Below are 26,118 nucleotides of genomic sequence, written 5' to 3' on the forward strand. Positions count from 1 at the left end.
AGGAGCCAGGCTTGCCGGCGATGGGCGTTATGCGGTGTGTCAGGCAGAACGCTTCGCGGGCAAGCCTCGCTCCTACAGAAGCCTGCCCCTCGCCAGCCCATGCGCTGCTGTCGATAATGGCCAGCCATTCCTTCGCTCTGCACAGGATTCCCCATGCCCATCGTTGTCGAGTCGCTGAAAGAAATCAGCTATCAGGATCAGCAGGACCTGCAGAAGATCTACCGCGACGCTCCGCCCTGGCTGTTCGCCCCGCAGCGCGACGATATGGAACTGATCGAGACCGCCCTGGGCGACGGCAGCCTGATCGCCGGGCGCTTCAACGACCGCCTGCTGGGCGCCGCCCGCCTGCAACGGCACCAAGACGTCTGGCACCTGTCCCAATTGTGTGTGCGCAAGATCACCCGGCGTCGCGGCGTGGCCGAGCGACTGGTGAGCGAGGCCCGGACAATGGCCGCCCGGCACGGCGCCACCTTGCGCCTGCTGGCCCCCGCCGGGCACCTCGAAGCCCAGGCGCTGGCGGCCAAGCTGCAGATACCGCTGGATGTGCTGCAAAGCGATCAGTGACCAGCGGCCAGGTCCGGGGCGTTATACTCCCCGGCTAAATTCGAATTCGACACTACAAGGACTCGCCCATGAAAGCGTTCGGCAAAATCCTGGGTCTGGTACTTCTCGGGCTGTTGCTGATCATCGTGGCTCTCGGCTTCGCCCTGACTCACCTGTTTGATCCCAACGACTACAAAGAAGAAATTCGCCAGATAGCCCGCGACAAGGCCCACATCGAGCTGACGCTCAATGGCGATATCGGCTGGAGCCTGTTCCCCTGGCTCGGCCTCGAACTGCATGAAGCCGGGGTCGCCACCCTGGCCAACCCGACCCAGCCGTTCGCCGATTTGCAGATGCTCGGCTTGTCGGTCCGCGTGCTGCCGTTGCTGCGCCGCGAAGTGCAGATGAGCGATGTGCGTGTCGAAGGCCTGAACCTGCGCCTGACTCGCAACAAGGATGGCCACGGCAACTGGGAAGACATCGGCAAGGTCGCCCCCGCCGACAAGCAGGCCGCAACCCCGGCCACCAGCACCGGCGAAACCACGACCACGACCCCGGCCACCACGGAAAAACCGGCGCAGCCTATCCGCCTGGATATCGACAGCCTGACCGTGAACAACGCCCGGGTGGAATACAACGACGAGCAGAGCGGCAAGCAGTTCACCGCCGAAAGCATCCAACTGAGCACCGGCCCGATCCACGAAGCGACCAATACCCCGGTCAAGCTCACTGCCTTCCTCGCCAGCACCCAGCCGGCCGTGCGCGTGCGCACCGAGTTGAAGGGCGAGCTGCGCTTCGACCGCGCCCTCAAGCGCTACCAGTTCGAAGACATGAAACTGTCCGGCGAAGCCGCCGGCGATCCGCTGCAAGGCAAGACCCTGACCTTCGCCGCCCAGGGCCAGCTGCTGCTGGACAAGGCCGCCAACGTCGCCGAATGGAACAGCCTGAAGCTCTCGCTCAACCAGCTGCGCGCCATCGGCGAGCTCAAGGTCAACGACCTGGACAAGACCCCGCAGCTCAACGGCGGCATTTCCATCGCCCAGTTCGACCTGGCCAAGTTCGTCGACAGCATCGGCCAGACCCTGCCGGCCATGGCCGAAGGCAGCCTGAGCAAAGTCGAGCTGGTCAGCCGCCTGTCCGCCACGCCGAACAGCATCGCCCTGGAAAACATCAACCTGAAACTCGACGACAGCAGCTTCAGCGGCCGCCTGGCGGTCGAAGACCTGGCCAAGCAATCGCTGCGCGCCCAGCTCAAGGCCGACACCTTCGACGTCGACCGCTACCTGCCGCCGAAATCCGCCGAAGCCAACAGCGCCGCGGTGGCACGCAAGGCCGAAGTGCAGAGCAGCGAAGCCAGCGCCGTCGCCGGGGCCGGCAACTCGCCGCTGCCGGACGCGCCGACCAAGGGCGCCTGGAGCACCGAGCGCCTGCTGCCGGTGGAACGCCTGAGCAAGCTGGATGTGGACGCCGACCTGAGCTTCGGCCAGTTGACCCTGGACAAGCTGCCGATCCAGAACGCCACGCTCAAGGCCAACGGCCAGGGCGGCCTGCTGAAACTCGAAGGCCTGCGCGGCGAGCTGTACAACGGCAGCTTCGAAGCCAACGGCAACCTCGACGTGCGCCAGCCAACGCCACAGTTGAGCCTGCAGACCAGGATCAACCGGGTACCGGTGGAACGCATCCTGGAAAGCCAGGGGCAGAACCCGCCGGTCAAGGGCCTGGTGACCCTCGACAGCAACCTGACCAGCAGCGGCAACAGCCAGAAGGCGCTGGTCGACGGCCTCAACGGCAACGCCAGCTTCGTCGTCAACAACGGCGTGCTGCTCAATGCCAACCTCGAACAGCAAGTGTGCCAGGGCATCGCCACGCTGAACCGCAAGACCTTGAGCAGCGAGCCGCGGGGCAAGGACACACCCTTCCAGGAACTCAAGGGCAACCTGACCCTGCGCAACGGCGTGGCCAGCAACCCGGACCTGAAAGTGCGCATCCCGGGCATGAGCGTCAAAGGCAATGGCGACATCGACCTGCGCGTACTGGGCATGGATTACCGCGTCGGCATCGTCGTCGAAGGCGACAAGAGCGACATGCCGGACCCGGCCTGCCAGGTCGGCGAGCGTTTTGTCGGCATCGAACTGCCGCTGCGCTGCCGCGGCCCGCTGGAACTGGGCGCCAAGGCCTGCCGCCTGGACCGCGACGGCCTGGGCCAGGTCGCGGCCAAGCTGGCCGGCGATCGCCTCAGCGAAAAACTCGATGAGAAGCTGGGCGACAAGGTCAGCCCGGAACTGAAAAACGCGCTCAAAGGGCTGTTCAAACGATGAGGGCCGAGCAGTTCGCACCGGCGGTACTGGACTGGTACGACCGCCATGGCCGCCATGACCTGCCCTGGCAGCAAGAGATCAACCCGTATCGGGTATGGGTCTCGGAAATCATGTTGCAGCAGACCCAGGTCAGTACCGTGCTCAACTACTTCGACCGGTTCATGGCCTCGCTGCCGACGGTCCAGGCCCTGGCCGCCGCGCCGGAAGACGAAGTGCTGCACCTGTGGACCGGCCTGGGTTACTACACCCGCGCACGCAACCTGCAAAAGACCGCGAAGATCGTGGTCGCCGAGCATGGCGGCGAGTTTCCCCGCGACGTGGAAAAACTCACCGAGTTGCCGGGCATCGGCCTGTCCACCGCCGGCGCCATCGCCAGCATCAGCATGGGCCTGCGCGCGCCGATCCTCGACGGTAACGTCAAGCGGGTGCTGGCGCGCTTTACCGCGCAGGAGGGCTACCCAGGCGAACCCAAGGTGGCCAAGCAGCTGTGGGCCGCGGCCGAGCGCTTCACCCCGCAGACCCGGGTGAACCATTACACCCAGGCGATGATGGACCTGGGTGCCACCCTCTGTACCCGGAGCAAACCCAGCTGCCTGCTGTGCCCCCTGGAAAGAGGCTGCGAAGCGCACATGCTGGGCCTGGAAACCCGCTACCCGATTCCCAAGCCACGCAAGACGGTCCCGCAGAAACGCACGCTGATGCCGATGCTGGCCAACCACGAAGGCGCCATCCTGCTGTACCGCCGGCCCTCCAGCGGCCTGTGGGGCGGTTTGTGGAGCCTGCCGGAGCTGGACGACCTGGCGGACCTGGAACACCTGGCTTCGCAGCACTCGCTGGAGCTGGGCAAGCAACAGGAAATGCCCGGGCTGGTGCACACCTTCAGTCACTTCCAGCTGGCCATCGAGCCCTGGCTGGTGCAGGTCCAGGCATCCACCCATCACGTGGCCGAGGCCGACTGGCTCTGGTATAACCTCGCCACCCCGCCGCGCCTGGGCCTTGCCGCCCCGGTGAAAAAGCTGCTCAAACGCGCGGCCGACGTATTGAACGCAGGAGAGTTGCAATGACCCGCACCGTAATGTGCCGCAAGTACAAAGAACAATTGCCGGGCCTGGAGCGTCCTCCGTACCCGGGTGCCAAGGGCCAGGAGATTTTCGAGCACGTGTCCGCCAAGGCCTGGGCCGACTGGCAGAAACACCAGACCCTGCTGATCAACGAAAAACGCCTGAACATGATGAACGCCGAAGACCGCAAATACTTGCAGGGCGAGATGGACAAGTTCTTCTCCGGCGAGGAATACGCCAAGGCCGACGGCTACGTGCCGCCGTCCGAGTAATTGCGCTCAAATCGGGGCGGGAACGTAAGCGGCGGTAATAATTAAACTTTTTTTCAAAACTTGCTTGACGCCCCCCCGAAAAACCCGTTTAATGCGCCCCGTTGCCCAGATAGCTCAGTCGGTAGAGCAGGGGATTGAAAATCCCCGTGTCGGCGGTTCGATTCCGTCTCTGGGCACCACTAATACCGAAACCCCTGAATCGCAAGATTCAGGGGTTTTTTATTGCCTGCGATTTGATGCGCCTGTTTTCAGCATTGCAGCCTTCACTCAATAACCTTCATTCCAATGCAGGTTGAGGTCGCGAATGCCCGCCACTTTCATATCCACCGCGCTGCGCTCGGTACGCCCGCCACGGGTGGCGACAACCTGGTACTTGCCAGCCGGCAGTTGCACAAAGACGATGGGGCCCACCTGATTCAGGGTCAGGACCGGCTGCCCTTGCGGGTTCTGGATCGCCAGGTCGATATCCGAGGTGTATTTGTTTTCCGGGCCGACGGAAAAGGTCATGTGCAGGTTGTACCCCTTGGTCTGCAAGAGCGTCCGCGATTCGTCCAGGCCGATACCGCCGGACAGATAGGTAATGCCGTTCTGCTGTTGAGGTTCCAGCTGCACGCCCGCCGGGTCGATGGGTTCGTTGCTGGGGGTGGCGGACTGCACGCTGAACGGCGCGAGTGACAGGAACGCCGCGAGGACGCCTGTTACGACACACAAGTAAAAGGACTTCATGATGAGCACTCCCGGGTTCGTCTCGAACCACTGAATGGGAAACGCCACCGCCAAGAGCCCAGCCCCAGAACGGCAGCGTCCGGGTCTCCCCTTTTCATCTTGAATAGCCCAGCTACGCCTCAGGCAAACGATGCTCGAATGAACAGCCCGTAAGCGTCATGCATCCGTGATCGCCCCCAGGCCCTGATATTCAGTGTACGCCCCGATGCCAGGCCGTTTAGATCGATTCGGTGTGATGCTTTTAACCAAAAGTACCTAGCAGCGGCGCCAATCCCGACGGTTGCCACGGCGCGGACAAGGCGGTTATTAATGCTTGCACTTAAAAAGAGCCGACACGCCTTTTCGCCCGCAAAGGAATACGCGCCGATGACCGTGCAATCCCCGCCCTCGCCCCTGCACCCGGCCAGCACCGTGACCAGCAGCCCCGGCACAGCCTTCCGCGAACCCGCCGCCGATGGCTTTATCCTGGGTGGTTTCACCTGGCGCCATGCCGAACCGGACCCCGCACGCCCGGTGGTGATCATCAATGCCGCCACCTCCGTGCGTTGCCGGCACTATTCGCGGTTCGCCGATTACCTGTTCAGCCATGGCTTCGACGTCATCACCTACGACTACCGCGGCATCGGCGAGTCGCGGCCGGCATCGATGCGCAAGCTGAAGGCGTCCTGGTCGGACTGGGGCAGCCTGGACTTCGAAGCCATGCTGCAACGCGCGCAGCGGGAATGCCCCGGCCAGCCCATCGATGTGGTCGGACACAGCTTCGGCGGCTGCGCGGCTGGGCTGGGCGCATCCGGGCAGTTGATCCGCCGCGTGGTGACCGTAGGCGCGCAGTTCGCCTACTGGCGCGACTACGCCCCGGCGAGCCGCTGGCGCATGCTGGGCAAGTGGCATGTCGTGATGCCGCTGCTGACGGCGATTTACGGCTACTTCCCCGGCAAGCGCCTGGGCTGGCTGGAGGACACCCCCGCCGGCGTGGTGCGCGACTGGGCCACGCCCACCGCGCACTATCAACGGCGGCCCAGCGGGCGCCACCTGGCGCGCCGGGACCCGGCGCTGCCCTTCGCCCGGGTCAAGGCGCAGCTGCTGGCCATCAGCATCAGCGACGACCCTTACGGCACCGTGCCGGCCATCGAGCGCCTGCTGGGCTACTTCACCGCCAGCCAGCGCAGCCATTGGCGCATCGAACCCGAGGACATCGGCGAGCGGGAAGTCGGGCACTTCGCGTTTTTCCGCAGCCATTACCAGGACCGCCTGTGGCCGATCGCCCTGGCCTGGCTGCAACACGCCGCGTTGCCCAGCGACACCCCGGGACGCCTGATCAGCGGTAGCCGTTGAGCGTGCCAGGCAGCGCATTTACTGGCATCCTCTGCCGCCTGAAAGCCAGGCCGGACACTGTATCCATCCCTGGCCCCCTCTTTGCGCAAAAGGTACGACGCCCATGGCATCTGCGAACAAGCAACACAAAAGAGCCCAGCGGGCGAAAACCAAGGCCAAGCAGAACCGCACCCAGCGCAACGCCGCGCCAGTGGAACTGGACCCGAACGACGACCGCATCGACTTCGAATCGGTGGACCTGACCGAGCTGTTCAAGAAGATGATCGACGCCGAGAAGACCAGCCAGCAGGCGATGTGCGCGGCGTTCCTGGAAGACCCGCTGCTGGAGATCGTCTACGAGCAGGAAGGCGAGGAAGGCGCCATGGACTTCATCCTCGCCGCGCTGATCGAGTACCGCCAGTGGTCCACCGAGACCGACGAGGCCGGCGCCCTGGCCTGGATCGAAAGCCCGGAGTTCCAGGCCGCCTACCTGGCCGCCTCGGAAGCCCTGATGCAGAAATAAGCTTCAACACAATCTGTAGCCGCTGGCGCAGCCTGCGGCTACAGCGCGCCCTGCATGACCCTCACTGCTGCGTCGAATGTTCAATCGTCATCGCGGGCAAGCCTCGCTCCTACGGATCACCTTCATCTGTAGGAGCGAGGCTTGCCCGCGAAAGCGTCGGTACAGGCCATAAAAAAGGCCGCTGTCAGCACTGACAGCGGCCTTTTTCGTTACCGGGAAAAACTCAGGCGCGGCTCAATACACCGGCCGCCTGCTTCTCCAGCTTGCGCCGACGCGCAACCAGCAGGCCCGCCGCGATCACGACCATGCTCAGCAGGCCGGTGGCGACGATCTCCATGCGGTGCCCTTCCTGGAACAGCATGATGGTCAGCACCCCGACGATGAACACGATCACCGCGTAGGTCAGGCCCGGGAACAGCCACATGCGGAAGGCGATCTTCTCGCCGGCCGCCGTGCGTTTCTGGCGCATGCGCAACTGCGATACCGCGATCACCAGATACACCAGCAAGGCGATGGCGCCGGAACTGGCCAACAGGAATTCGAACACCGCGGCGGGTGCCACGTAGTTGGCGAATACCGCGAGGAAGGCGGCTGCGGTGGACAGGATCACCGCCCAGTAAGGCGTGCCGCTAGTGTTGGTGCGCTTGGCCGCAGCCGGGGCGTCGCCGCGCTTGCCCAGGGAGAACAGCATGCGCGAGGCGGTGTAGAGCGCCGAGTTCAGGCAGCTGGTCACCGCCACCAGCACCACCAGATCGACGATCAACTTGGCGTTGGGGATACCCATGCGGTCGAGCACGGTCTGGTAGGAACCGACCTGGGCCAGGCTCGGGTCATTCCATGGCACCAGCGACACGACGATAAAGATCGACACCAGGTAGAACAGGCCGATCCGCCAGATCACCGAGTTGGTGGCCTTGCTGATCTGCTGGCCCGGGTTCTTCGATTCGGCGGCGGCGATGGTGACGATCTCGGTGCCCATGAACGAGAACATGGTGGTCAGCATGGCGGCGAGTACCGCGCCCATGCCGTTTGGCAAAAAGCCCTGGGTATCGAACAGGTGCGAAACGCCGCTGACCTTGCTGGTCGGCAGCAGGCCGAAGATCGCCAGCAGGCCGAGCACCACGAAGCCGATGATCGCCACGACCTTGATCAGGGCGAACCAGAACTCGAACTCACCGTAGTTCTTCACGCTGAACAGGTTGGTCGCGGTCAGCAGCAAGGTGATGACCAGGGTAAAGGCCCAGATCGCTATATCAGGGAACCAGGCATGCAGGATGGTCGCGGCGGCGTTGGCCTCCAGCGGAATCACCAGCACCCAGAACCACCAGTACAGCCAGCCGATGGTGAAACCGGCCCAGTGGCCGATGGCACGGTCGGCATAAGTCGAGAAGGAACCCGTGTCCGGCGAGGCGACGGCCATTTCGGCCAGCATGCGCATCACCAGCACCACCAGGGTGCCCGCCGCCGCATAGGCCAGCAGCACGGCAGGGCCGGCTTCGGCGATGGCGTGGCCGGAACCGACGAACAGCCCGGCGCCGATTACCCCGGCGATCGACAGCATGGTGACATGCCGCGGTTTGAGCCCCTGTTCGAGGTCATTGGAGGTCTGCGTACTGCTCATTGAAACTACCTTTGCGAAGAAAGCGAAAGCGTCCACCCGGCCTGGACATTCTTTCTCGTAAAAAGAATCCAACAGGGCGTTCTTTATTTCTTACGCAAGATTTGCGCCAAAATGTTACAGGCTCCCAGCGGGCGCGGCCTGTGAAGGCGACCGGCGGATGAGCGCAAGTCCTTGAGATTAATGGCCTTGCGCCAGAACGTTACCGCACCACCCATTTGTAGAACGAAGCAGCGCACCAGAAACACACACAAAAAGTGCGCGACGCACAAAAAGAGGGCGGATACGCAACCTTTGGCCGTTTTACCCTTCCAACACCTGGCCAAAGCTGGCACCATCGCGCCTTTTTTTACGCGACACCCGCTGGGAACAGGGTTCAAACGGGCGTTCGGTTGTTGACGGGGCGACAGTCTGCTGTGCCGATGCGACAACCTGTCACACGCCGTCTGCTTACACCCTGAAGCGCTGTTGGCTGTCATTCGAACGCTATGCTAGGTTGGCGCCTCGCCAGAAAAGCCGCTACCAGCAGGAGCGCAATGAACTCATGAGGACCGCACATGGCTGAGGCCACGCCCGCGCTTGAAATCCGCAACTTGCACAAACGGTACGGCTCGCTGGAGGTACTCAAGGGTGTCTCGCTGACCGCACGCGACGGCGATGTGATCTCGATCCTGGGTTCCTCCGGTTCCGGCAAGTCCACCTTCCTGCGTTGCATCAACCTCCTGGAAAACCCGCACCAGGGCCAGATCCTGGTGGCCGGTGAAGAACTCAAGCTCAAGGCCGCCAAGAACGGCGAACTGGTTGCCGCCGATGGCAAGCAGATCAACCGCCTGCGCAGCGAAATCGGCTTCGTGTTCCAGAACTTCAACCTCTGGCCGCACATGAGCGTGCTCGACAACATCATCGAGGCGCCGCGCCGGGTGCTCGGCCAGAGCAAGGCCGAAGCCATCGAAGTGGCCGAAGCGCTGCTGGCCAAGGTCGGCATCGCCGACAAGCGCCACGCCTACCCGGCCCAGCTCTCCGGCGGCCAGCAGCAACGCGCCGCCATCGCCCGCACCCTGGCGATGCAGCCCAAAGTCATCCTGTTCGACGAGCCGACCTCGGCACTGGACCCGGAAATGGTCCAGGAAGTGCTCAACGTGATCCGCGCCCTGGCCGAAGAAGGCCGGACCATGCTGCTGGTCACCCACGAAATGGGCTTTGCCCGTCAGGTCTCCAGTGAAGTGGTGTTCCTGCACCAGGGCCTGGTGGAAGAGCAAGGATCGCCACAGCAGGTGTTCGAGAACCCGCTTTCGGCACGCTGCAAACAATTCATGTCCAGCAACCGCTAACGGAGCAACACGCATGCAGAGCTATAAGAAATTCCTCCTGGCCGCTGCCGCCACTCTGGTGTTCTCGGCCAATGCGATGGCCGCCGACAAACTGAAGATGGGCATCGAAGCGGCCTACCCGCCGTTCAACAACAAGGATGCCAGCGGCCAGGTCGTCGGTTTCGACAAAGACGTCGGCGACGCCCTGTGCGCCAAGATGAAAGTCGAGTGCGAAGTGGTCACCTCCGACTGGGACGGCATCATCCCGGCCCTGAACGCGAAGAAGTTCGACTTCCTGATCTCCTCGATGTCGATCACCGACGAGCGCAAGCAGGCGGTGGACTTCACCGACCCGTACTACTCCAACAAGCTGCAGTTCATCGCGCCTAAAGACAAGACCGACTTCAAGACCGACAAGGCTTCCCTCAAGGGCAAGATCATCGGTGCGCAGCGCGCCACCCTGGCCGGCACCTGGCTGGAAGACAACCTGGGCGACGACATCACCATCAAGCTCTACGACACCCAGGAAAACGCCTTCCTCGACCTGACGTCCGGCCGCCTGGACGCGATCCTGGCCGACAAGTACGTCAACTACGAGTGGCTCAAAAGCGAAGCGGGCAAGCCTTACGAGTTCAAGGGCGACCCGGTTGAAGAAAGCGACAAGATCGGCATCGCCGTGCGCAAGAACGATCCGATCCGCGAGAAGCTCAACGCCGCCCTGAAGGAAATCGTGGCCGACGGCACCTACAAGAAGATCAACGACAAGTACTTCCCGTTCAGCATCTACTGATACTGACTGGCCTGCCCGGCGCCCTTCCCCGAGGGCGCCGGTCCTTAGCAAAGCCTGCCGCGACTTGAATAACCATCCATGAATATCGATCTCTACGGATTCGGCCCGGCGCTTGCCGCTGGCGCGCTGATGACCGTCAAGCTGGCTCTTTCGGCGCTGTGCCTGGGGCTGGTGCTCGGCCTGCTCGGCGCCTTGGCCAAGACTTCCCCGTACAAGCCGCTGCAATGGCTTGGCGGCACCTATTCGACCCTGGTGCGCGGCGTTCCCGAGCTGCTCTGGGTGCTGCTGATCTACTTCGGCACCGTCAACCTGATGCGCGCCCTGGGTGAGTTCTTCGGCAACCCGGAGCTGGAACTCAACGCCTTCGCCGCCGGGGTCATCGCCCTCGGCCTGTGCTTCGGCGCCTACGCCACCGAAGTGTTTCGTGGCGCGATCCTCGCCATCCCCAAGGGCCATCGTGAGGCCGGCGTGGCCCTGGGCCTGTCGAAATGGCGGATCTTCACCAGGCTGATCATGCCGCAGATGTGGCGCATCGCCCTGCCGGGCCTGGGCAACCTGTTCATGATCCTGATGAAGGACACCGCGCTGGTGTCGGTGATCGGCCTGGAAGAAATCATGCGTCACTCGCAGATCGCCGTGACCGTGTCCAAGCAACCTTTCACCTTCTATATGGTGGCGGCCTTCATGTACCTGGGCCTGACCGTGCTGGCCATGACCGGCATGCATTTCCTGGAAAAACGCGCCGCTCGCGGCTTCGCGAGGAGCGCTTCATGAACTGGGAAGTGATCATCAAGTGGCTGCCCAAGCTGGCCCAGGGCGCCACGCTGACCCTGGAACTGGTGGCCATCGCGGTCATCGCCGGCCTGCTGCTGGCCATTCCGCTGGGCATCGCCCGCTCGTCGCGCCTGTGGTACGTGCGCGCCCTGCCCTATGCCTATATTTTCTTCTTCCGCGGCACGCCGCTGCTGGTGCAGCTGTTCCTGGTCTACTACGGCCTGGCGCAGTTCGATGCAGTGCGTAACAGCGCGATGTGGCCGTACCTGCGCGATCCGTTCTGGTGCGCCACCGCCACCATGACCCTGCACACCGCGGCCTATATCGCCGAGATCCTGCGCGGGGCAATCCAGGCCATCCCGCCGGGCGAGATCGAAGCGGCGCGGGCGCTGGGCATGTCCAAGCCCAAGGCGCTGTTCTACATCATCCTGCCCCGGGCCGCGCGCATCGGCCTGCCGGCCTACAGCAACGAAGTGATCCTGATGCTCAAGGCCAGCGCCCTGGCCAGCACCGTGACCCTGCTGGAACTGACCGGCATGGCCCGCACCATCATCGCCCGCACCTACCTGCCGGTGGAGATCTTCTTCGCCGCCGGGGTATTCTACCTGCTGATGTCCTATGTTTTGGTGCAAGGCTTCAAGCTGCTGGAACGCTGGCTGCGCGTCGAGCAGTGCCAAGGCCGCTGAACTGCTTCTGTAGGAGCGAGGCTTGCCCGCGATAAACGATAACGCGGTGTACCAGATAACCCGCGACGCTCTCATCGCGGGCAAGCCTCGCTCCTACGGCCCCTATCCTGAGCAGCCCAGCATGCCCTCCATCCTCCAAGGCCCCGAACTCCTCAGCCGCTTCCAGGCCCTGGACCGCTTCCTGCTGGAGCATCAACCGCTCTGGCGCCCACGCCCCTTCACCGAGCCGCAGCTGCCCTGGGAAGCCCAGCACCATGAACTCGCCCAGTGGCTGCGCCAGCGCAGCCTGGACGATGCCGAGGCCAGCCATAACCTCCCAGAACGGCTCGATGCTCCCGCGCCCTTCCCCGATCTGGCGCGGACCGCCGCCGCGCTCGGTGCCGTGGCCGAGCTGCCGACGCACGAGGTGCCAGCCGCCCGCCAACGCCTAAACGTCGATGTGCCCGGGCGCAAATGGCAGCAGATCGAAGCCTTCGCCGCCTGCCTGGAGTTCACCCAGGCACCCGGCCACTGGCTGGACTGGTGTTCGGGCAAGGGCCACCTCGGCCGCCGCCTGCTGCAACCCGGGCAACGGCTGACCTGCCTGGAATACGACCCGGCGCTGGTCGCCAGCGGCCGGCAACTGAGCGAACATCATCGGCTAGCGGTCAGCCACCTGCAGCAGGACGTACTCGCCGCCGACGCCGCTACCCGCCTGAGCGCCGAACACACCCCGGTGGCCCTGCACGCCTGTGGCGACCTGCATGTCCGCCTGATGCAACTGGCCAGCGAACGCGGCTGCCGCCAGCTGGCTATCGCGCCCTGCTGCTACAACCGCATCAGCCATGCCGAGTACCAGCCGCTCTCCGGCCCGGCCAAGGGCTCGGCGCTGCAACTGTCCCTCGACGACCTGGGCCTGCCCCTGAGCGAGACCGTCACCGCCGGCGCCCGGGTGCGCCGCCAACGCGACAGCTCCATGGCCCGCCGCCTGGCCTTCGACCTGCTGCAACGCCGCCTGCGCGGGGTCGACGAATACCTGCCCACCCCGTCGCTGCCCGCCAGCTGGCTGGACAAACCCTTCGCCGACTACTGCCGCGACCTGGCGACCCTCAAGGACTTACCCACAGTCGGTTCGCAGGACTGGCCGGCGCTGGAAGCCGCCGGCTGGCAGCGCCTGGCCCAGGTGCGCAACCTGGAGCTGCTGCGCGGCCTGTTTCGCCGGCCCTTGGAGCTGTGGCTGGTGCTCGATCGCGGGCTGTTTTTGCAGGAACAGGGTTACCGCGTACAACTGGGCCTGTTCTGCCCGGCACCGCTCACCCCACGCAATCTGATGCTGCTGGCGGAACGTGGATAAGTTGGATCCATCATCTTATCCAGCCTGTGGATAACTCTGTTGATGAAATCCCGCCAAAGCCGCTGAAAGCGCCTGCTACAGCCTCAATACAGAGCTGGTCATTTTTTGTTCATAAAAATAAATCAGCGAAAAAACAGCCAGTTGCGGCGAGTTGAGAACGGATCCACAAAATCAGCAAAAACAGCCGCGCGATAGCCATCGATTGTGCATAAGCGTCAATGCCAAAGGACATAACAGCCGAAAACCGGCACCACAGGCGCGGCAAATTGCGCCGGTCGGCGACGCTTGTTATACAGACGCAGGCGCTCGCGGGCGCGTCCGATCCAGAACCTTTGTGACTGACGGGAAAAGACAGTGACGTTCATTTCTTATGCACAGAATTTCGAAGACATCCGCCTGTGGCGCGCGCTCAAACACGTTGAAAACGGCTTCTACATCGACGTCGGCGCCAACCACCCCACCGCCGACTCGGTGACCCGCGCCTTCTACGATCACGGCTGGCGCGGCATCAACGTCGAACCGGTGCCGAGCTATTACCACGCCCTGTGCCAGGAGCGGCCCAGGGATACCAACCTGCAATGCGCCGCCGGCGACAACGCCGAGGCCCTGACCTTCTACGCCATCGCCGACACCGGCCTGTCCACCCTCGACCCCGCCATCGCCCAGCAACACAAGGACGCCGGCATGCAGGTGCAGACCCAAATCGTCAGCTCACGCACCCTGAGCGATATCTGCGAGGCCCACGTCGGCGGCCCCATCCACTTCCTCAAGATCGACGTCGAAGGCCACGAAGAAACCGTGCTGCGCAGCATGGACTTCAACCGCTGGCGGCCGTGGATCCTGCTGATCGAAACCCCATGGAACCGCGACCAGGCCTGGGAAACCCTGGTCACCGGCGCCGGCTACCACCCGGTGGTGTTCGACGGTATCAACACCTTCTACCTGGCCGAAGAACACCTGAACCTCAAGGGTGCCTTCGACATTCCGCCGTGCAACCTCGACGAATTCCAGTTCAACCCCGGCCACCGCTTCGTCGCCCCCGCCACCGACCTGGAACAGGCCCTGATAGCCGAACGCCAACGCGCCGACCGCGCCGAAGCTGCACTGCACGCCCTGCGCAACAGCCGCTCGTGGCGCGTCCTCGAAAAACTCAAGAAAGTACTGGTCCGCGGCTAGAGCCCGGCACAAAGCAAAAATAGTAAGATTTCAGGGGTTTACAGAACCCCGCCAATCGCTATAATCGTCGCCCACACGCCGGTATAGCTCAGTTGGTAGAGCAACTGACTTGTAATCAGTAGGTCCCGGGTTCGACTCCTGGTGCCGGCACCATACAAAACAAAGCCCCGCAATGCGGGGCTTTGTTGTTTCTGGCTGTTGTAAACGCCACTTAGTTCGCCTTAGTTGTCCACATTGTGCCCAGGCTGGCGAAAACGGTCCCAGGCGCTGGGCGCGCTCAAGCGGTGTCGGGCCGATCCGCGAGCCTGGTGGCCGACATGGACAGCCAACTGGCCGTTCATCCCCCATGGGTCGACACCACCGCCAGGCAACGCCGATACCTTCACTACAGCGCCAGCCAAGGCCAACGTGCTGGGGGAAGATAAAGCCCCTCCCCTTTAAAAATTGAGTCTTAGCACTGTCCGCCAGAGGTTTTTAATCGGCGAGGTACGGTGCTTGTCCCAATTGCGCTGCCACCATTCATCCTCGTTTTTCACTTCGGTCTCGATGTCGCTACCCGCCAATGTTGCTGGCTGCTGACGGAACAGCATCGGAAAGGCGCAGTGCTGCTTTATGCGCTTCTTGAAAATCACGTCAACGGGCGTGCCGTTGTACGGGGTGTTCGCCAGGATCTGACAACCCTCACGAGACAGGATATAGGCGTGCAGCGCAACGACGCGGCCCCGGGCAATAAAGGGGAACCAGGTTAGCCAGGTCCTGCCCATGCTGTACCCCAGGTGCAGCACTTCAAATTGCCGAGTACGGATGAATTTATTGATCCAACGGATGGGGGTCGCCTTCAGTTCATACGGTGCAACGTCGTCTTCAAAGATCAACACCCGGTCAAGCCCGCGCTCGAGCGCAATCCGTGCCAGGTCCTGGTGCGACTCATAGCAGCCACGGACAGGGGCGGCGCGCCGCTCCACGACATGGAACACCACCGGGTTTCGGATCAGGCTTTGTACCGAGGCCCGGAATAGCTCTCGCCGGTCTGTTCGCTCTTTCAACGAAATGCAGTAGACCGCATCCACGTCGAACATGATTTTCCCGCCCGAGCCCTCAATCCTTTCTGACACCAACCCACTCCCACAAAACGATGAAGGCGCGGGTTGAGCCTCGCCTGTTGCGGCAATTATGTCAAAACGATGGCGGGGATTTTTCTGAACTTATTACGAGTTAATTCCAACAAGGGCGCATCATAAATGTTGCACGATGGCTTCACCGAAACAGCGAGGGATGCAGATGAAGTACAGCGAGTTTCGGCGATGGTTGAAAGACCAAGGCGCGGAGTTCCAATCCCGGCAAGGGCAGCCACTTCACCCTGCCGGAACTCGGTCGGCGGATCTCTATCACCGTCGAGGCTGCATAAGCACCTGGTAAGCAACGACCAGCCCCCCACTGCTCTATCGGGTAGTGGGGGCTTTTTCATGCATGCAGCCACCGCCTTGGGAAAGTCCGAGCGCAGAGAAAAAAACCTGCCGAAAAAACACTTATCCCCCTCCCGCCGACGGGCTCTGCGTCCGTTTTTTGTGCAAACCGGCAGGGTAGTGCAAACCAGGCCCTAGCCCAGGCCCGCTACGGGGTCTGTGGGGCGTTCGGCACTTGCACGGCGTGCAAGGTGGGCTGGTAATTCATATTCACAAACGAAAGCCAATCAGTAGCGGATGTAGAGTGCGTTGCTTCACATCATCAATCTGAGGTTTATAAATCGGTTGAGTTTGAGCTGAAAGCCACAGTCAGAAAATTGGAAACTATCAGCTCAAACCAGAACCTCTAAATTTTATCGTAACCTCCGGCGGAGTTTCGACGGTACTGAGTACCGATAGGGTCTCCATAGGAGTTTGTCACGGCACGATCTGGTACACCTTGAACAATTCTAAGTGTTAAGTAGCCGTCGTTATCGGAAAGTCCTGAGTCATCATTAATGCGCATCCATAAATCCTGCCCGGCCTTCACGCTTAAGAAGCCTGCACCATTCAAAGGTACTGGTAGTCCGTTTTCACCTAGGCGAATAACAAGCTGACCAATCTTTGCCCCTGGGCCACTATAGGGATAGGATGTGTCACCGCTATTATCGATTTTTTTGACATGAGTAAATGATAAATAACTGGAATTAAGCCCAGTACTCTTACAGGTATAAATATCGGGTTGATCTTTTTTGAAGCACCACTCTCCGTCAGCATACAAATTTCCGTCTTTTTCTACTATGCCGATATGTTGCCAGTCCTTGTTTGCGTAAACTTTAGCTTCCATTCTTGTCACCTGCTTGCGTTTAATACAATTAACAGTATGTGGCGAGAAACCGGATTGGTTACCCGAATTCATCTCGCCATGACTTTTGATTGGACCTTGGTGTGCACCGCACCTGCTGAATAATCGCTTGGCATGGTGTCGATTCCTTTCGAGAAAGCCTAAGCATAGACAATGCCCGCGAACGACGAGCATCACGTCATGAATTTTTTTCTGCTGGATAACAGGTTATCAATCCGATGCGTCATAGGCGGCTCTAATAGCATCTATGACGACTATTTCCCAAATATCCTCTGAAATCTTGGGCCATCTGTTCTTCCCCAATAAACACTAACCGTATTATTGGACTTGTAATCAGTAGGTCCCGGGTTCGACTCCTGGTGCCGGCACCATACAAGGTTCCAGAGAAGGCTTTCTAAATCTCTGGAACCCCCGAAAAACCCGCCTTCTGGCGGTTTTTTTCGTTTTGGGGTTCTGCAAAAGCGATGATCTTGTCGCTGAATCGACCTGTGCTGTGCTGTCAATAACGCGACTTTGGCAAAAGTTTTGCGCTAGTGTTTCCCTGCGGGCCAAGACGGCTTTCCCGTGCATTGCCTTTAAAAACAGGTGCGAACACTTATGACGAATGCCACGCCATCCATCAAACTCAGCACTCTTCGGCAAATAGCCCCCTACCTGAGCATGCGTGGGGTGTCGCCGCTGGAGTTCTTTCGGCGTTACGGCATTTCCCCTCATGTTTTTCAAAACCCTGATGCCTGGGTACCGCGAGCGGCCTGTTTTCATATAGCCAACGAAATGGCAGCTATCGCACAGGACCCCTTCGGCGGTGCCTGTGTGGGGCATCTGATCGAAGTACGCTCGCTCGGTGCCTGGGGCGAGTTGATATTGGGCTCAACCAACCTCGCTCAGGCTTGTGCAACGGCGGCGATCTATACCGACTTGCTGCATCAAGGAGGAGAAGTAGAAATCGTCACCGAAGGCCGTACGACGAAACTGATCCACCAATTTACCGGGCAGCACGGAGCTGATCCGAAGCAAGTCATTCTCGGCACGCTTGCGCTGCTTAGAAAAGTACCTCTCATGTCCGGTGAGCCTGGCGCCATACGCGTGCATCTGCAAAACCCGAGGGAAAGCGGCGATGAGGCGCTTGAAGAATACCTGGGGCCGAATCTCGAAATGAACGCGCAGTACAACATGATCGAATTCGACCGTGAGCTGCTCGACACGCCCCTGCAACCTGTTCGGGATGACGCCTGGAAAGTCACCGAAGCCTTGAAGTCGACAGCGCAAGCAGCAGGCGTGCTCATCGAGCGGATATCGGATCAGGATCAATCCAAACTTACCGCTATCTCAAGAAATATCGGACTGTCTTCTCGAACGCTGCAGCGCCGTCTCAAGTATTGCGGCATCGACTTCGAAGATCTACGCGACGAGACGCGGCGCAGCGAAGCACTTCAACTAATTGCCAGCGGTAAATACACCGCAACCGAAATTGCCTACATGGTGGGTTACAGCGATCAAGCGCACTTTACTCGAGCCTTCAAACGCTGGACCGGGAACTCGCCGTCGCGCTACCGCTCGGCCTTGAAACATGATTATTAAAATTCAAGACAGAGTCTTCGCTTAACCACTTGCTCCCTCTCCCACCCGCCCCTTCGGCCCACTTCGGGCTAAGCCTTCCAATAGCCTCGAACTACCGGGATAGGGCTTGCCGTCCTGATCTGAGCAGCCATTTCTGTACGAGCGCCGCCGGCAAGCTGATCGGTAAGTAATGGCTTGGCCTTTTGGCATCAAATGGCAAGTTTCCATCGAGGCGTTCTTATACAGTTTTAAAAGGTAATGCCAACCCCAGCAAGCACTGCAGCAAGCGATCCATGCACAAGAAAAGCCTGAAGCCGGGGAAGGGAATCACTTCTTATAAGATCAAGAGGTTTAAATGTCCTACTCATCCACGGCCTGCATCGTCGCCCTGACGCTGGCAACTTTTGCCAGTGCAAACGCGCAGTCATCCCCTGCCGCGGCGACGCTGGTGGGTGTCGATAACTTTGTTCGTGCCGAGTCCGACCTGTACATGGGCAAAACGGTGACGAGTGGAGGCTTTGGTCAGTTTGTTCATAACCGTGAACCGGTTCCTATCGACGCTCAGGATGTCGTCCGAATGAATCGGGACACCCTCTATTCGTCAGCGGTGTTCGATCTCGATGCCGGTCCAGTCACGATCACTTTGCCTGAGGCCGGTGAGCGGTTCATGTCGATGCAAATGGTCAACGAAGATCACTACGTACCCGCCGTCATTTACGGTGCCGGTCGCCATACGCTGACGAAAGAGGATATCGGCACACGCTATGTTTTTGTCGCTGTGCGCATTTTCTTCGATCCCACGGATCGCGAAGACCTTGAGCAGGTGCATGAGCTGCAGGACGCAATCAAGGTCAGCCAGGCCAAGCCAGGGGAGTTCGTAGTACCGAAGTGGGATCAGGCGAGCCAGAAAAAGATGCGTGATGCCCTGGCTGTCCTGGGTTCGACAATTCCCAACTACAACCAGTCCTTTGGCCCTAAAGGTAGCGTCGATCCGATCCAGCACCTGATCGGAACTGCGACGGGGTGGGGCGGAAATCCGAGCAAGGACGCCATCTACCTCGGCGGTGTGATGCCGCAGAACGATGGGAAAACCGTTTACCGTCTCAAAGTTGGGCAGGTCCCGGTCAACAGCTTCTGGTCTGTGAGTGTTTACAACGCAGACGGATACTTTCAGAAGAACCCATATGACCTCTACTCGCTGAATAACCTCACTGCCAAGAAAAGCGATGATGGCTCGATTGTCATCCAGTTCGGTGGTTGCGATGCAAAGATCACTAATTGCCTGCCCGTTATGCCCGGTTGGAACTATACGGTCAGGCTTTATCAGCCGAGCAACGAAATACTGAATGGCCAATGGCGTTTTCCACAGCCGCAGCCCGTCGTTCTATAAATTCAAGCATTCGAATAATGACTGGTTATTTAGATCAATTGGCTGATGCCTTAGTAGCGTTAGACGCAACGGTTACCAAGTTTGATATGGCTTATTAAGTCAGGATGGCTCTGGACTACAGAGTTCACACCAAAGGAACTAAACAATGACAAGCAAAGACCATTCAAATTCTTTTAGACACCCGCTGATGTTCATCATGGGTGCAGCCCTCGCATTGACGCTGGTGTTGCCTGCACATGCAGCCATTGACGATTCAAACGGCGCTCCATCCGTGACGGTAGGTGGCGGAGTTGCCGTTGGCCCGTTGTACGAAGGCTCTTCACACTACGCCGCGTTCCCGTCGCTGAAACTGAAAGCGGTCTTGCCTACCGAAGACTGGGGCACCTTTACCGCGGCCTTCCCGGATGGGCTGCGTTGGGACTTGCCGGGGCTGGCTCCTTTCGGAGTGGCCCTGCTGATCGGTTATGACCAGGGACGCAAGGAAAGAATTCATACCCTGGACGGCCGCGATGACTACTTGAAGGGAATGGGCAACCTGGACAGCACCGCCCTGGTCGGGGCGGAAGCGTACTGGATCCTGCCGGCCGGCCGCCTGTTCGTTCGCGGCCTGCAATCGAGCCAGAACCGCCATTACGGTGGCGAAAGCCTGGGGCGCACGGCGTACCTGGAAGCCGGGGTCGCCACGGCATACCTACTGTCTTCGACCTTGACCCTGGACTCGACGCTGTACGGCACCTGGAGCAATGAGAACGACATGATGGCGCGCTTCGGCGTCACGGCCCAGCAAGCCGCACGCACCCGGTTCGATGAATACCACCCGGGTGGCGGGATGCGCGACGTGACCTTGAAGCTGGGCCTCACCTGGCAATGGCAGCCACAGCTGGCACTGGAAGGCGGCATCAAGACCTACGCCCTGGTTGCCGACGCCCGCGACAGCCCGCTGACGGGTGAGAAGGTCGGGGCCGGTGCCTATCTGAACGCTCTATACCGTTTTTGATAAACCGGTAATACCGGCGCCATCCGATACAGATAAAGGAATGATCGATGAAAAAACTACCTAAGCAGTTGGGGATGACCGCGTCCCTGGCCGGCCTATTCGGGTCGGGACTGCTGCTCGCCGAAGATGCCGCCACCCAGGTCACGGACCCTCACTTCAAGCTGGCTCCAGGCTATCTGGACCCGGCTGACTTGCCAGTGCGCCTGGCGCTGCTCGGTGCCCCGCCCAAACCAGACTCCGCGGCGCTTGCGCGGGATGAGGAAGCACGACGCACGGCGCTGGCGCTGCGTGGCACCGCTCGGGAGAAACTCGCGGCAACGGATGCGGCGCTGTCATTCCCTGGCCCGGCGAAAACATTCTCCTGCGCGCTGGGCACGCCGATCACCGAGAAAAGTACACCGCATCTTTACACCTTGATGCAGCGCACCCTGACCGATGCGGGCGGCTCCACCTACGCCGGGAAGAATGCCTACAACCGTACCCGTCCTTTCGTGGTGCATAACGAAAGCACATGCCGCAAAGACATGGAGCCACTGCTGCGCACGGATGGTTCCTGGCCGTCCGGCCACTCCGCCGCGGGCTGGGCCTGGGGCCTGGTACTGGCTGAGATCAATCCGGCACGCGCCACCGAATTGATGACCCGTGGCCTGTCATACGGCCAGAGCCGGGTCATCTGCGATGCGCACTGGCAGAGCGACGTGGATGCAGGCCGCATCATGGGGGCCGCCACGGTGGCGAGCCTGCATGGCAATCCGGCGTTCCTGGCGGACCTGGCGGCCGCGAAGGAGGAGGTCAAGGCTGCGCAAAAGGCGGGCCTGAAGCCTACAGAGGACTGTGCAGCCGAGGGCGTGGCGCTCTCGCTGACCCAGCACTGATCGGAGAAACACCATGATGCACAGTGACAACCCACGCTCGCCGTTGCGGTGCAAGCAGGCCCGCCTGGCGCTGCTGGTCAGCGCCTTGACGACCGCGGGTTCCAGTCTGCCGATGGTGGCCATGGCGGCAGACGCTGATGGCTGGCAGTTCAATGGCGGGCCTTACCTGTGGGGCGCCGGTATCCGTGGGCACGTGGGCCACCGCAGCACCGGGACCCAGTTTATAAAATCCGACTTCTCCGACATCGCGCGTAGCGTCGATATGTCGGTGATGCTGATGGGCGAGGCGCGGCGCGGGCCATACAGCGTACTCGCCGACCTGATGTACATCGACACCGACACCCGCAACCGTCTGCCAGCAGGCGCCCCGGCGTCCAAGCTTGAGGTGGAAAGCAAGACGGCCTCGGGATTCCTGGGAGGCGGATATCAGGTGCTGGGGGATGACGATCATCGGTTGGACGTCGCGGGCGGCGTGCGGGTCTGGTACAGCAGCACCGCCATCACCCTGCACGGCGGGCCTGCTGGCGGCCTGTCCGGGTCCGACAAGGCCACCTGGGCCGACGCGATGGCGGGGCTGCGTGGGCACTATGCCGTGAATGAGCGATTCTGGTTGTCATCCTGGGGCATGGCAGGCGCCGGCCAGTCGCGGGAAGACTGGGACCTGGCCGCGCTGGCAGGCTGGGAATTCTTGCCGGGCTTTTCGGCGGTGGCCGGTTACCGGGCCATGGGGGTGAATTATCGCCATGACGGTTTTGTCTACGACATTGTCCAGAAGGGGCCACTGTTGGGGATCAGTGGGCGATTCTGAGGCTTTCATGTCATTACGTTTTTCTCTGGTACCCATACGCAGTATGTCAAAGGCCAACCTTCGGGTTGGCCTTTGTTGCTTTCCAAGATCAATTTTTTCGAACATCCCGTTCGATATTTTCTCATATTCACAGAAGCCAATTAGATCGATCATGCGCCACGACTCACGCAGATGCAGGTGCAACAGTGGGATGGATAACTAACCTGATTGCCTATTTAACAGGCCGTCAGTCAGCTCAAGACACACCTCAAGAGGAAGTACGCATGGCTAAGGTATTGGTTCTTTATCATTCGATGTACGGTCATATCGAAACAATGGCCCAGAGCGTGTCGGAAGGTGCCCGGAGCGTTCCCGGGGTTGAAGTCACCCTCAAACGCGTACCCGAGACCATGGACCCGGAAGCCTTCAAGGCTGCTCATGGGAAGGTGGATCAGAGCGCTGCGGTTGCCACGCCAGGTGAGCTGGGCGACTACGACGCAATCATCCTGGGTACTCCGACCCGCTTCGGCAATATGTCCGGCCAGATGCGCAACTTTCTCGACCAGACTGGCGGGCTGTGGGCCAAGGGCGGCCTGGTTGGCAAGCTCGCCAGTGTATTCACCTCGACAGGTACCGGCGGCGGCCAGGAGATGACCATTACCTCCACGTGGACCACCCTGGCTCACCACGGCATGATCATTGTGCCCATCGGTTACAGCTCGCCAGCCTTGTTCGATACATCCAGTGTCGGCGGTGGCACGCCTTATGGCGCATCCACCATTGCCGGTGGTGACGGCTCGCGCCAGCCTGATGCTCGTGAACTGGAGATCGCCCGTCATCAAGGCCAGTACGTGGCCCAGCTGGCGGTCAAGCTGAGCAAGTAACAAATCGCCAGGTGAGCGCTGAAGCAGACACTGCATAAGCAGTGTCTGGATTCGACTCCCAGCGTGGCACTCTACAGAACAAAGCCCTCGCAACGATGCGAGGGCTTTGTTGTTTCTACCAGACGTACATTGTTCTAGCGGCTCTTGAGTTATCCACACCTGCCGCTCATACAAAACATAATCGTGGCTCCGTCGCACATCGGTCCGGCTATCCGGGAGCGGACAACTGATCTTGCAATACGAGTAAGCCGGCATCCATCTTGATCAACGTGCCCAAATGAGGCATCGCGCTCTATCGCCAAAGCTCAATTCAAAAGAGTTATAGAGGCCGCCAGTTTTAGCTACTCCCAAACTTGCTGATCATTGCTTTGGTGGCAGGCAGTCAGCCTGTAGAAAAACCATCGAATAAGTGAAATGCCTATCGAAAGACAGGGGTGGAGTACCGGGGGCGGTCCACTCCGCATAATTGCCTGTCATGGCGGTAGGGCTGTCCAGCTTACCCATCGCCATGCTCGCAATGGTACCGATCTGGGAGATAGGAATACTTCCATACCAATGGACATCTTTTTCGTTCTTGAACCAGTTGCCGTTCCAATTTGGCTCGCTTGTGGAATACCACGTGTTATCGGCTTTTAAGCAAACCGTCTGAACAGTCGCCGCAGCTCCGCCTGGAATGGTGAACGTCGACATCCGCCATAAGCCAACAGGCGAACTATCAGCGTGAGCTGCGCCAACAGCCCCAGCAGCAAGGCCGAGCGAAAGCACAAAACGGATAAAGCTTCCCTTCATAAATTTTCTCCATGGAAACATGTTGCATTGAGTTGGACTGGATAGAATCCCAGTCAAAATAACTGTACATACATACAGTATTTCGACGCAACCCCATGCCGATGAAATTTCTCCGGAAGGCCAATCATTTGTCCCCTACAAGGCATGCACAAAAGCTCGGCAGGCTTTAAGCACAAGGGCTGCCAGATTTCCTACGGGCAACAAACCGCTAATACCCACGTCACCAGGCCAATTCGAACAGAATGACTCACGCCCCTCAGATTGCCCTATGTGCCCGCAGCCCCCGGCCAGCAAGGCGTTGACAGGGGCGATGCTATACTTTTTTAGCTAGCGATCAGCGTGCGGTGTTATCCAGAGCAACAGGAAAACGCTTTGGAATTTCAGATAACGACTGCAGAAAAAATGGGGGCCTCTGCGACGATGAAGTAGGAGGTGACTCATGAACCGGCATTTTTACATCAGCGACAATCTCGACGAGTTGGAAACCGTTGAAAGCGAACTGGAAGCCAGCGGCATCAGTACCGAGCAGATTCATGTGCTCAGCGACCGGGATGCGGATGTGGAACAGCATCACCTGCATGATGTGAACTCACTCATGAAGCAGGATGTCGTTCACTCTGGCGAGATTGGCGCGGTCATTGGCATACCACTCGCGGCATTGGTACTGCTCGGTGCTTATCTGGCAGGTTGGACCGAGTCCGCGGCAGGCTGGGTGCCGTTCATCTTCCTGGCGATCGTGATCCTGGGCTTCTGTATCTGGGAAGGCGGCTTCTTTGGTATCCAGGTGCCCAATGCCCACTTCAGCAATTTGAAAAAGACGGTAAGGGACGGCGAGCACATTTTCTTCGTGGACGTCGAACCCGCTCAGGAGCCGATCCTGGATCAGGTCATCAGCCATCACCCGCAACTGCAGGTCGCCGGGACCGGCGCAGCAGCGCCTCACTGGATAGTGGCCTGGCTGCAGAAATGGCATCAGTTCAAGCGCACGATATAGGACGCTGCGGCGCTTGAACGCCGGAGGCGGAAGCCGGTCATTGCCCGAGGAAAATCCCCCGGGTGGAAAACACGTAGTCCGCCTCGGCGGCCATCAGGCCAACCAGCACCAGCAGGCACAACGGCGGGACGAGGATGGCGTAGACCATCGCCAGGCGCTCCCAGGCCATGTGCATGAAGATGGAAACGATCAGGCCGGCCTTCAACAACATGAGGACCAGGATCAGCGACCACCTGAAGTAGCCCTGGAAGTGAAAGTAGTCGACCAGGTAGGACAGGGTACTGAGTACGAACAGCAGCCCCCAGATCTTCAGGTACAGGCTCAGTGGATGCTGTTGACCTTGTGCATGTGCCATCGCCGGTACTCCTCTGCGGGCTCACCATAAGTAGAAGAAAGCGAAGATAAATACCCACACCAGGTCCACGAAGTGCCAGTACAACCCGGCGATCTCGACGATCTGGTAGTTTCCAGAGCGCTCGTAGTCTCCGCGCAATACCTTGAAGGCGACGATGCACAGGTAGATGACGCCGACCGATACATGCAGCCCGTGGAAACCGGTAATCATGAAAAAGCTGGCGCCGAATTGCGCCGCGCCCATGGGGTTCGACCAGGGGCGCACGCCTTCGGCGATGAGCTTGCTCCACTCGAACGCCTGCATGCTGACGAAGGTCGCACCGAAGATCGCGGTCGCCAGCATCAGGGCCGCGCATTTGCCGCGTACACGGCGATAGGCGAAGTTCACGGCCATGGCCATGGTGCCGCTGCTGCTGATCAGCACGAAGGTCATGATGGCGATCAGGATCAGGGGGATTTCAACGCCGCCGATGGTCAGGGCGAACACTTCGCTGGGGTTCGGCCAGGGGACGGTGGCACTGATGCGCACCGACATGTAGCCGGTCAGGAAGCAGGTGAAGATGAAGGTGTCGCTGAGCAGGAAGATCCACATCATCGCCTTGCCCCAGGGCACCCGCTTGAACACATCCTGATCCGAGGCCCAATCGGTGGCGATGCTCTTCCACCCCGCTACCAGCGTATCGGGTGGGGGCGGGACGGGATCTTCCGGAGCTGTTGCTGAGGGCAATGCCATG

26 protein-coding genes and 2 tRNA genes are annotated in these 26,118 nt (G+C 60.3%); 21 read left to right on the plus strand and 7 right to left on the minus strand.

The window, feature by feature from the left end:
• The first annotated feature begins 153 nt into the window (after nucleotides 1-153).
• The 5 genes from J4E58_RS03440 to J4E58_RS03460 all read left to right on the plus strand — a co-directional run bounded on the left by J4E58_RS03440 (nucleotide 154) and on the right by J4E58_RS03460 (nucleotide 4,373).
• Complete coding sequence (locus tag J4E58_RS03440) at nucleotides 154-564, plus strand: acetyl-CoA sensor PanZ family protein (RefSeq protein WP_087089682.1); 411 nt, start codon at nucleotides 154-156, stop codon at nucleotides 562-564.
• 68 nt (nucleotides 565-632) lie between these two features.
• Nucleotides 633-2,861 (plus strand): AsmA family protein, encoded by a 2,229-nt coding sequence (locus tag J4E58_RS03445; protein WP_087089680.1) that lies wholly within the window; start codon nucleotides 633-635, stop codon nucleotides 2,859-2,861.
• Entirely contained in the window at nucleotides 2,858-3,925 is a 1,068-nt protein-coding gene (gene mutY, locus J4E58_RS03450) for an A/G-specific adenine glycosylase (protein ID WP_087089678.1), read from the plus strand. Before J4E58_RS03445 ends, mutY begins: the two co-directional genes overlap by 4 nt.
• Nucleotides 3,922-4,194: an oxidative damage protection protein gene (locus tag J4E58_RS03455; protein ID WP_007921798.1), complete on the plus strand. Its 273-nt coding sequence runs from the start codon at nucleotides 3,922-3,924 to the stop codon at nucleotides 4,192-4,194. Before mutY ends, J4E58_RS03455 begins: the two co-directional genes overlap by 4 nt.
• 103 nt (nucleotides 4,195-4,297) lie before the next feature.
• Nucleotides 4,298-4,373: transfer RNA gene (locus J4E58_RS03460), tRNA-Phe, on the plus strand.
• A gap of 88 nt (nucleotides 4,374-4,461) precedes the next feature.
• Here the strand turns inward: J4E58_RS03460 and J4E58_RS03465 are convergent.
• Nucleotides 4,462-4,920, minus strand: a complete 459-nt coding sequence (locus J4E58_RS03465; protein WP_087089675.1) for a hypothetical protein — start codon at nucleotides 4,918-4,920, stop codon at nucleotides 4,462-4,464.
• Between the two features lie 366 nt (nucleotides 4,921-5,286).
• On the opposite strand from J4E58_RS03465, the gene J4E58_RS03470 reads away from it, so the two are divergent.
• Nucleotides 5,287-6,255, plus strand: coding sequence for an alpha/beta fold hydrolase (locus tag J4E58_RS03470; RefSeq protein ID WP_087089673.1), 969 nt, complete (start codon nucleotides 5,287-5,289; stop codon nucleotides 6,253-6,255).
• Between the two features lie 103 nt (nucleotides 6,256-6,358).
• Nucleotides 6,359-6,757: a hypothetical protein gene (locus J4E58_RS03475; protein ID WP_009046516.1), complete on the plus strand. Its 399-nt coding sequence runs from the start codon at nucleotides 6,359-6,361 to the stop codon at nucleotides 6,755-6,757.
• A gap of 223 nt (nucleotides 6,758-6,980) precedes the next feature.
• Here J4E58_RS03475 and gabP read toward each other — a convergent pair whose 3' ends face one another.
• Nucleotides 6,981-8,378, minus strand: a complete 1,398-nt coding sequence (gene gabP / locus J4E58_RS03480; protein WP_087089670.1) for a GABA permease — start codon at nucleotides 8,376-8,378, stop codon at nucleotides 6,981-6,983.
• A gap of 554 nt (nucleotides 8,379-8,932) precedes the next feature.
• Between gabP and J4E58_RS03485 the strand changes: the two genes are divergently transcribed.
• The 7 genes from J4E58_RS03485 (at nucleotide 8,933) to J4E58_RS03515 (ending at nucleotide 14,597) form a co-directional block, all read left to right on the plus strand.
• Nucleotides 8,933-9,706, plus strand: a complete 774-nt coding sequence (locus tag J4E58_RS03485; RefSeq protein WP_007922616.1) for an ABC transporter ATP-binding protein — start codon at nucleotides 8,933-8,935, stop codon at nucleotides 9,704-9,706.
• Nucleotides 9,707-9,719: 13 nt separating this feature from the next.
• The gene (locus J4E58_RS03490) at nucleotides 9,720-10,475 is read left to right on the plus strand and encodes an ABC transporter substrate-binding protein (protein ID WP_087089668.1); all 756 of its coding nucleotides are present in this window, start codon (nucleotides 9,720-9,722) and stop codon (nucleotides 10,473-10,475) included.
• 78 nt (nucleotides 10,476-10,553) lie between these two features.
• The gene (locus tag J4E58_RS03495; RefSeq protein WP_087089666.1) at nucleotides 10,554-11,249 is read left to right on the plus strand and encodes an ABC transporter permease; all 696 of its coding nucleotides are present in this window, start codon (nucleotides 10,554-10,556) and stop codon (nucleotides 11,247-11,249) included.
• Nucleotides 11,246-11,935: an ABC transporter permease gene (locus J4E58_RS03500; protein ID WP_007922607.1), complete on the plus strand. Its 690-nt coding sequence runs from the start codon at nucleotides 11,246-11,248 to the stop codon at nucleotides 11,933-11,935. Before J4E58_RS03495 ends, J4E58_RS03500 begins: the two co-directional genes overlap by 4 nt.
• 121 nt (nucleotides 11,936-12,056) lie before the next feature.
• Entirely contained in the window at nucleotides 12,057-13,268 is a 1,212-nt protein-coding gene (locus J4E58_RS03505) for a methyltransferase (protein WP_087089664.1), read from the plus strand.
• Between the two features lie 354 nt (nucleotides 13,269-13,622).
• Nucleotides 13,623-14,444 carry an FkbM family methyltransferase gene (locus tag J4E58_RS03510; protein WP_087089662.1) on the plus strand — a complete coding sequence of 274 codons (822 nt, stop codon included), beginning with the start codon at nucleotides 13,623-13,625 and terminating at the stop codon, nucleotides 14,442-14,444.
• Between the two features lie 77 nt (nucleotides 14,445-14,521).
• Nucleotides 14,522-14,597, plus strand: a tRNA-Thr gene (locus tag J4E58_RS03515).
• Nucleotides 14,598-14,881: 284 nt separating this feature from the next.
• On the opposite strand, the gene J4E58_RS03520 is transcribed toward J4E58_RS03515, so the two are convergent.
• Together J4E58_RS03520 and J4E58_RS03525 are read right to left on the minus strand one after the other, a co-directional pair.
• Nucleotides 14,882-15,523, minus strand: a complete 642-nt coding sequence (locus J4E58_RS03520; protein WP_087089660.1) for a hypothetical protein — start codon at nucleotides 15,521-15,523, stop codon at nucleotides 14,882-14,884.
• A 733-nt stretch (nucleotides 15,524-16,256) separates the two neighbouring features.
• The gene (locus J4E58_RS03525) at nucleotides 16,257-16,736 is read right to left on the minus strand and encodes a hypothetical protein (protein WP_143481879.1); all 480 of its coding nucleotides are present in this window, start codon (nucleotides 16,734-16,736) and stop codon (nucleotides 16,257-16,259) included.
• A gap of 615 nt (nucleotides 16,737-17,351) precedes the next feature.
• Between J4E58_RS03525 and J4E58_RS03530 the strand changes: the two genes are divergently transcribed.
• The 6 genes from J4E58_RS03530 to wrbA all read left to right on the plus strand — a co-directional run bounded on the left by J4E58_RS03530 (nucleotide 17,352) and on the right by wrbA (nucleotide 23,247).
• Complete coding sequence (locus J4E58_RS03530; protein WP_087089659.1) at nucleotides 17,352-18,335, plus strand: AraC family transcriptional regulator; 984 nt, start codon at nucleotides 17,352-17,354, stop codon at nucleotides 18,333-18,335.
• A gap of 334 nt (nucleotides 18,336-18,669) precedes the next feature.
• Nucleotides 18,670-19,704, plus strand: a complete 1,035-nt coding sequence (locus tag J4E58_RS03535; protein ID WP_087089657.1) for a DUF1254 domain-containing protein — start codon at nucleotides 18,670-18,672, stop codon at nucleotides 19,702-19,704.
• A gap of 145 nt (nucleotides 19,705-19,849) precedes the next feature.
• Nucleotides 19,850-20,701, plus strand: a complete 852-nt coding sequence (locus J4E58_RS03540; protein ID WP_087089655.1) for a MipA/OmpV family protein — start codon at nucleotides 19,850-19,852, stop codon at nucleotides 20,699-20,701.
• A 47-nt stretch (nucleotides 20,702-20,748) separates the two neighbouring features.
• Nucleotides 20,749-21,576, plus strand: coding sequence for a phosphatase PAP2 family protein (locus tag J4E58_RS03545; RefSeq protein ID WP_087089653.1), 828 nt, complete (start codon nucleotides 20,749-20,751; stop codon nucleotides 21,574-21,576).
• A 13-nt stretch (nucleotides 21,577-21,589) separates the two neighbouring features.
• Nucleotides 21,590-22,384 (plus strand): hypothetical protein, encoded by a 795-nt coding sequence (locus J4E58_RS03550; RefSeq protein ID WP_087089651.1) that lies wholly within the window; start codon nucleotides 21,590-21,592, stop codon nucleotides 22,382-22,384.
• A 263-nt stretch (nucleotides 22,385-22,647) separates the two neighbouring features.
• Nucleotides 22,648-23,247 (plus strand): NAD(P)H:quinone oxidoreductase, encoded by a 600-nt coding sequence (gene wrbA, locus J4E58_RS03555; RefSeq protein ID WP_085533433.1) that lies wholly within the window; start codon nucleotides 22,648-22,650, stop codon nucleotides 23,245-23,247.
• Nucleotides 23,248-23,607: 360 nt separating this feature from the next.
• Here wrbA and J4E58_RS03560 read toward each other — a convergent pair whose 3' ends face one another.
• Nucleotides 23,608-24,036 (minus strand): hypothetical protein, encoded by a 429-nt coding sequence (locus J4E58_RS03560; RefSeq protein WP_087089649.1) that lies wholly within the window; start codon nucleotides 24,034-24,036, stop codon nucleotides 23,608-23,610.
• Nucleotides 24,037-24,475: 439 nt separating this feature from the next.
• Between J4E58_RS03560 and J4E58_RS03565 the strand changes: the two genes are divergently transcribed.
• Nucleotides 24,476-25,030: a hypothetical protein gene (locus J4E58_RS03565; RefSeq protein WP_053259294.1), complete on the plus strand. Its 555-nt coding sequence runs from the start codon at nucleotides 24,476-24,478 to the stop codon at nucleotides 25,028-25,030.
• A 37-nt stretch (nucleotides 25,031-25,067) separates the two neighbouring features.
• Here the strand turns inward: J4E58_RS03565 and J4E58_RS03570 are convergent, their stop codons facing one another.
• Entirely contained in the window at nucleotides 25,068-25,385 is a 318-nt protein-coding gene (locus J4E58_RS03570; RefSeq protein WP_007922565.1) for a cytochrome C oxidase subunit IV family protein, read from the minus strand.
• A gap of 21 nt (nucleotides 25,386-25,406) precedes the next feature.
• A complete protein-coding gene (locus tag J4E58_RS03575; protein WP_087089648.1) occupies nucleotides 25,407-26,117 on the minus strand; it encodes a heme-copper oxidase subunit III family protein in 711 nt (236 codons plus the stop codon).
• Between the last annotated feature and the right edge of the window lies 1 nt (nucleotide 26,118).

It is taken from the genome of Pseudomonas sp. FW305-25 (genome assembly GCF_017351415.1).
Classification (GTDB): Bacteria; Pseudomonadota; Gammaproteobacteria; order Pseudomonadales; family Pseudomonadaceae; genus Aquipseudomonas; species Aquipseudomonas chlororaphis.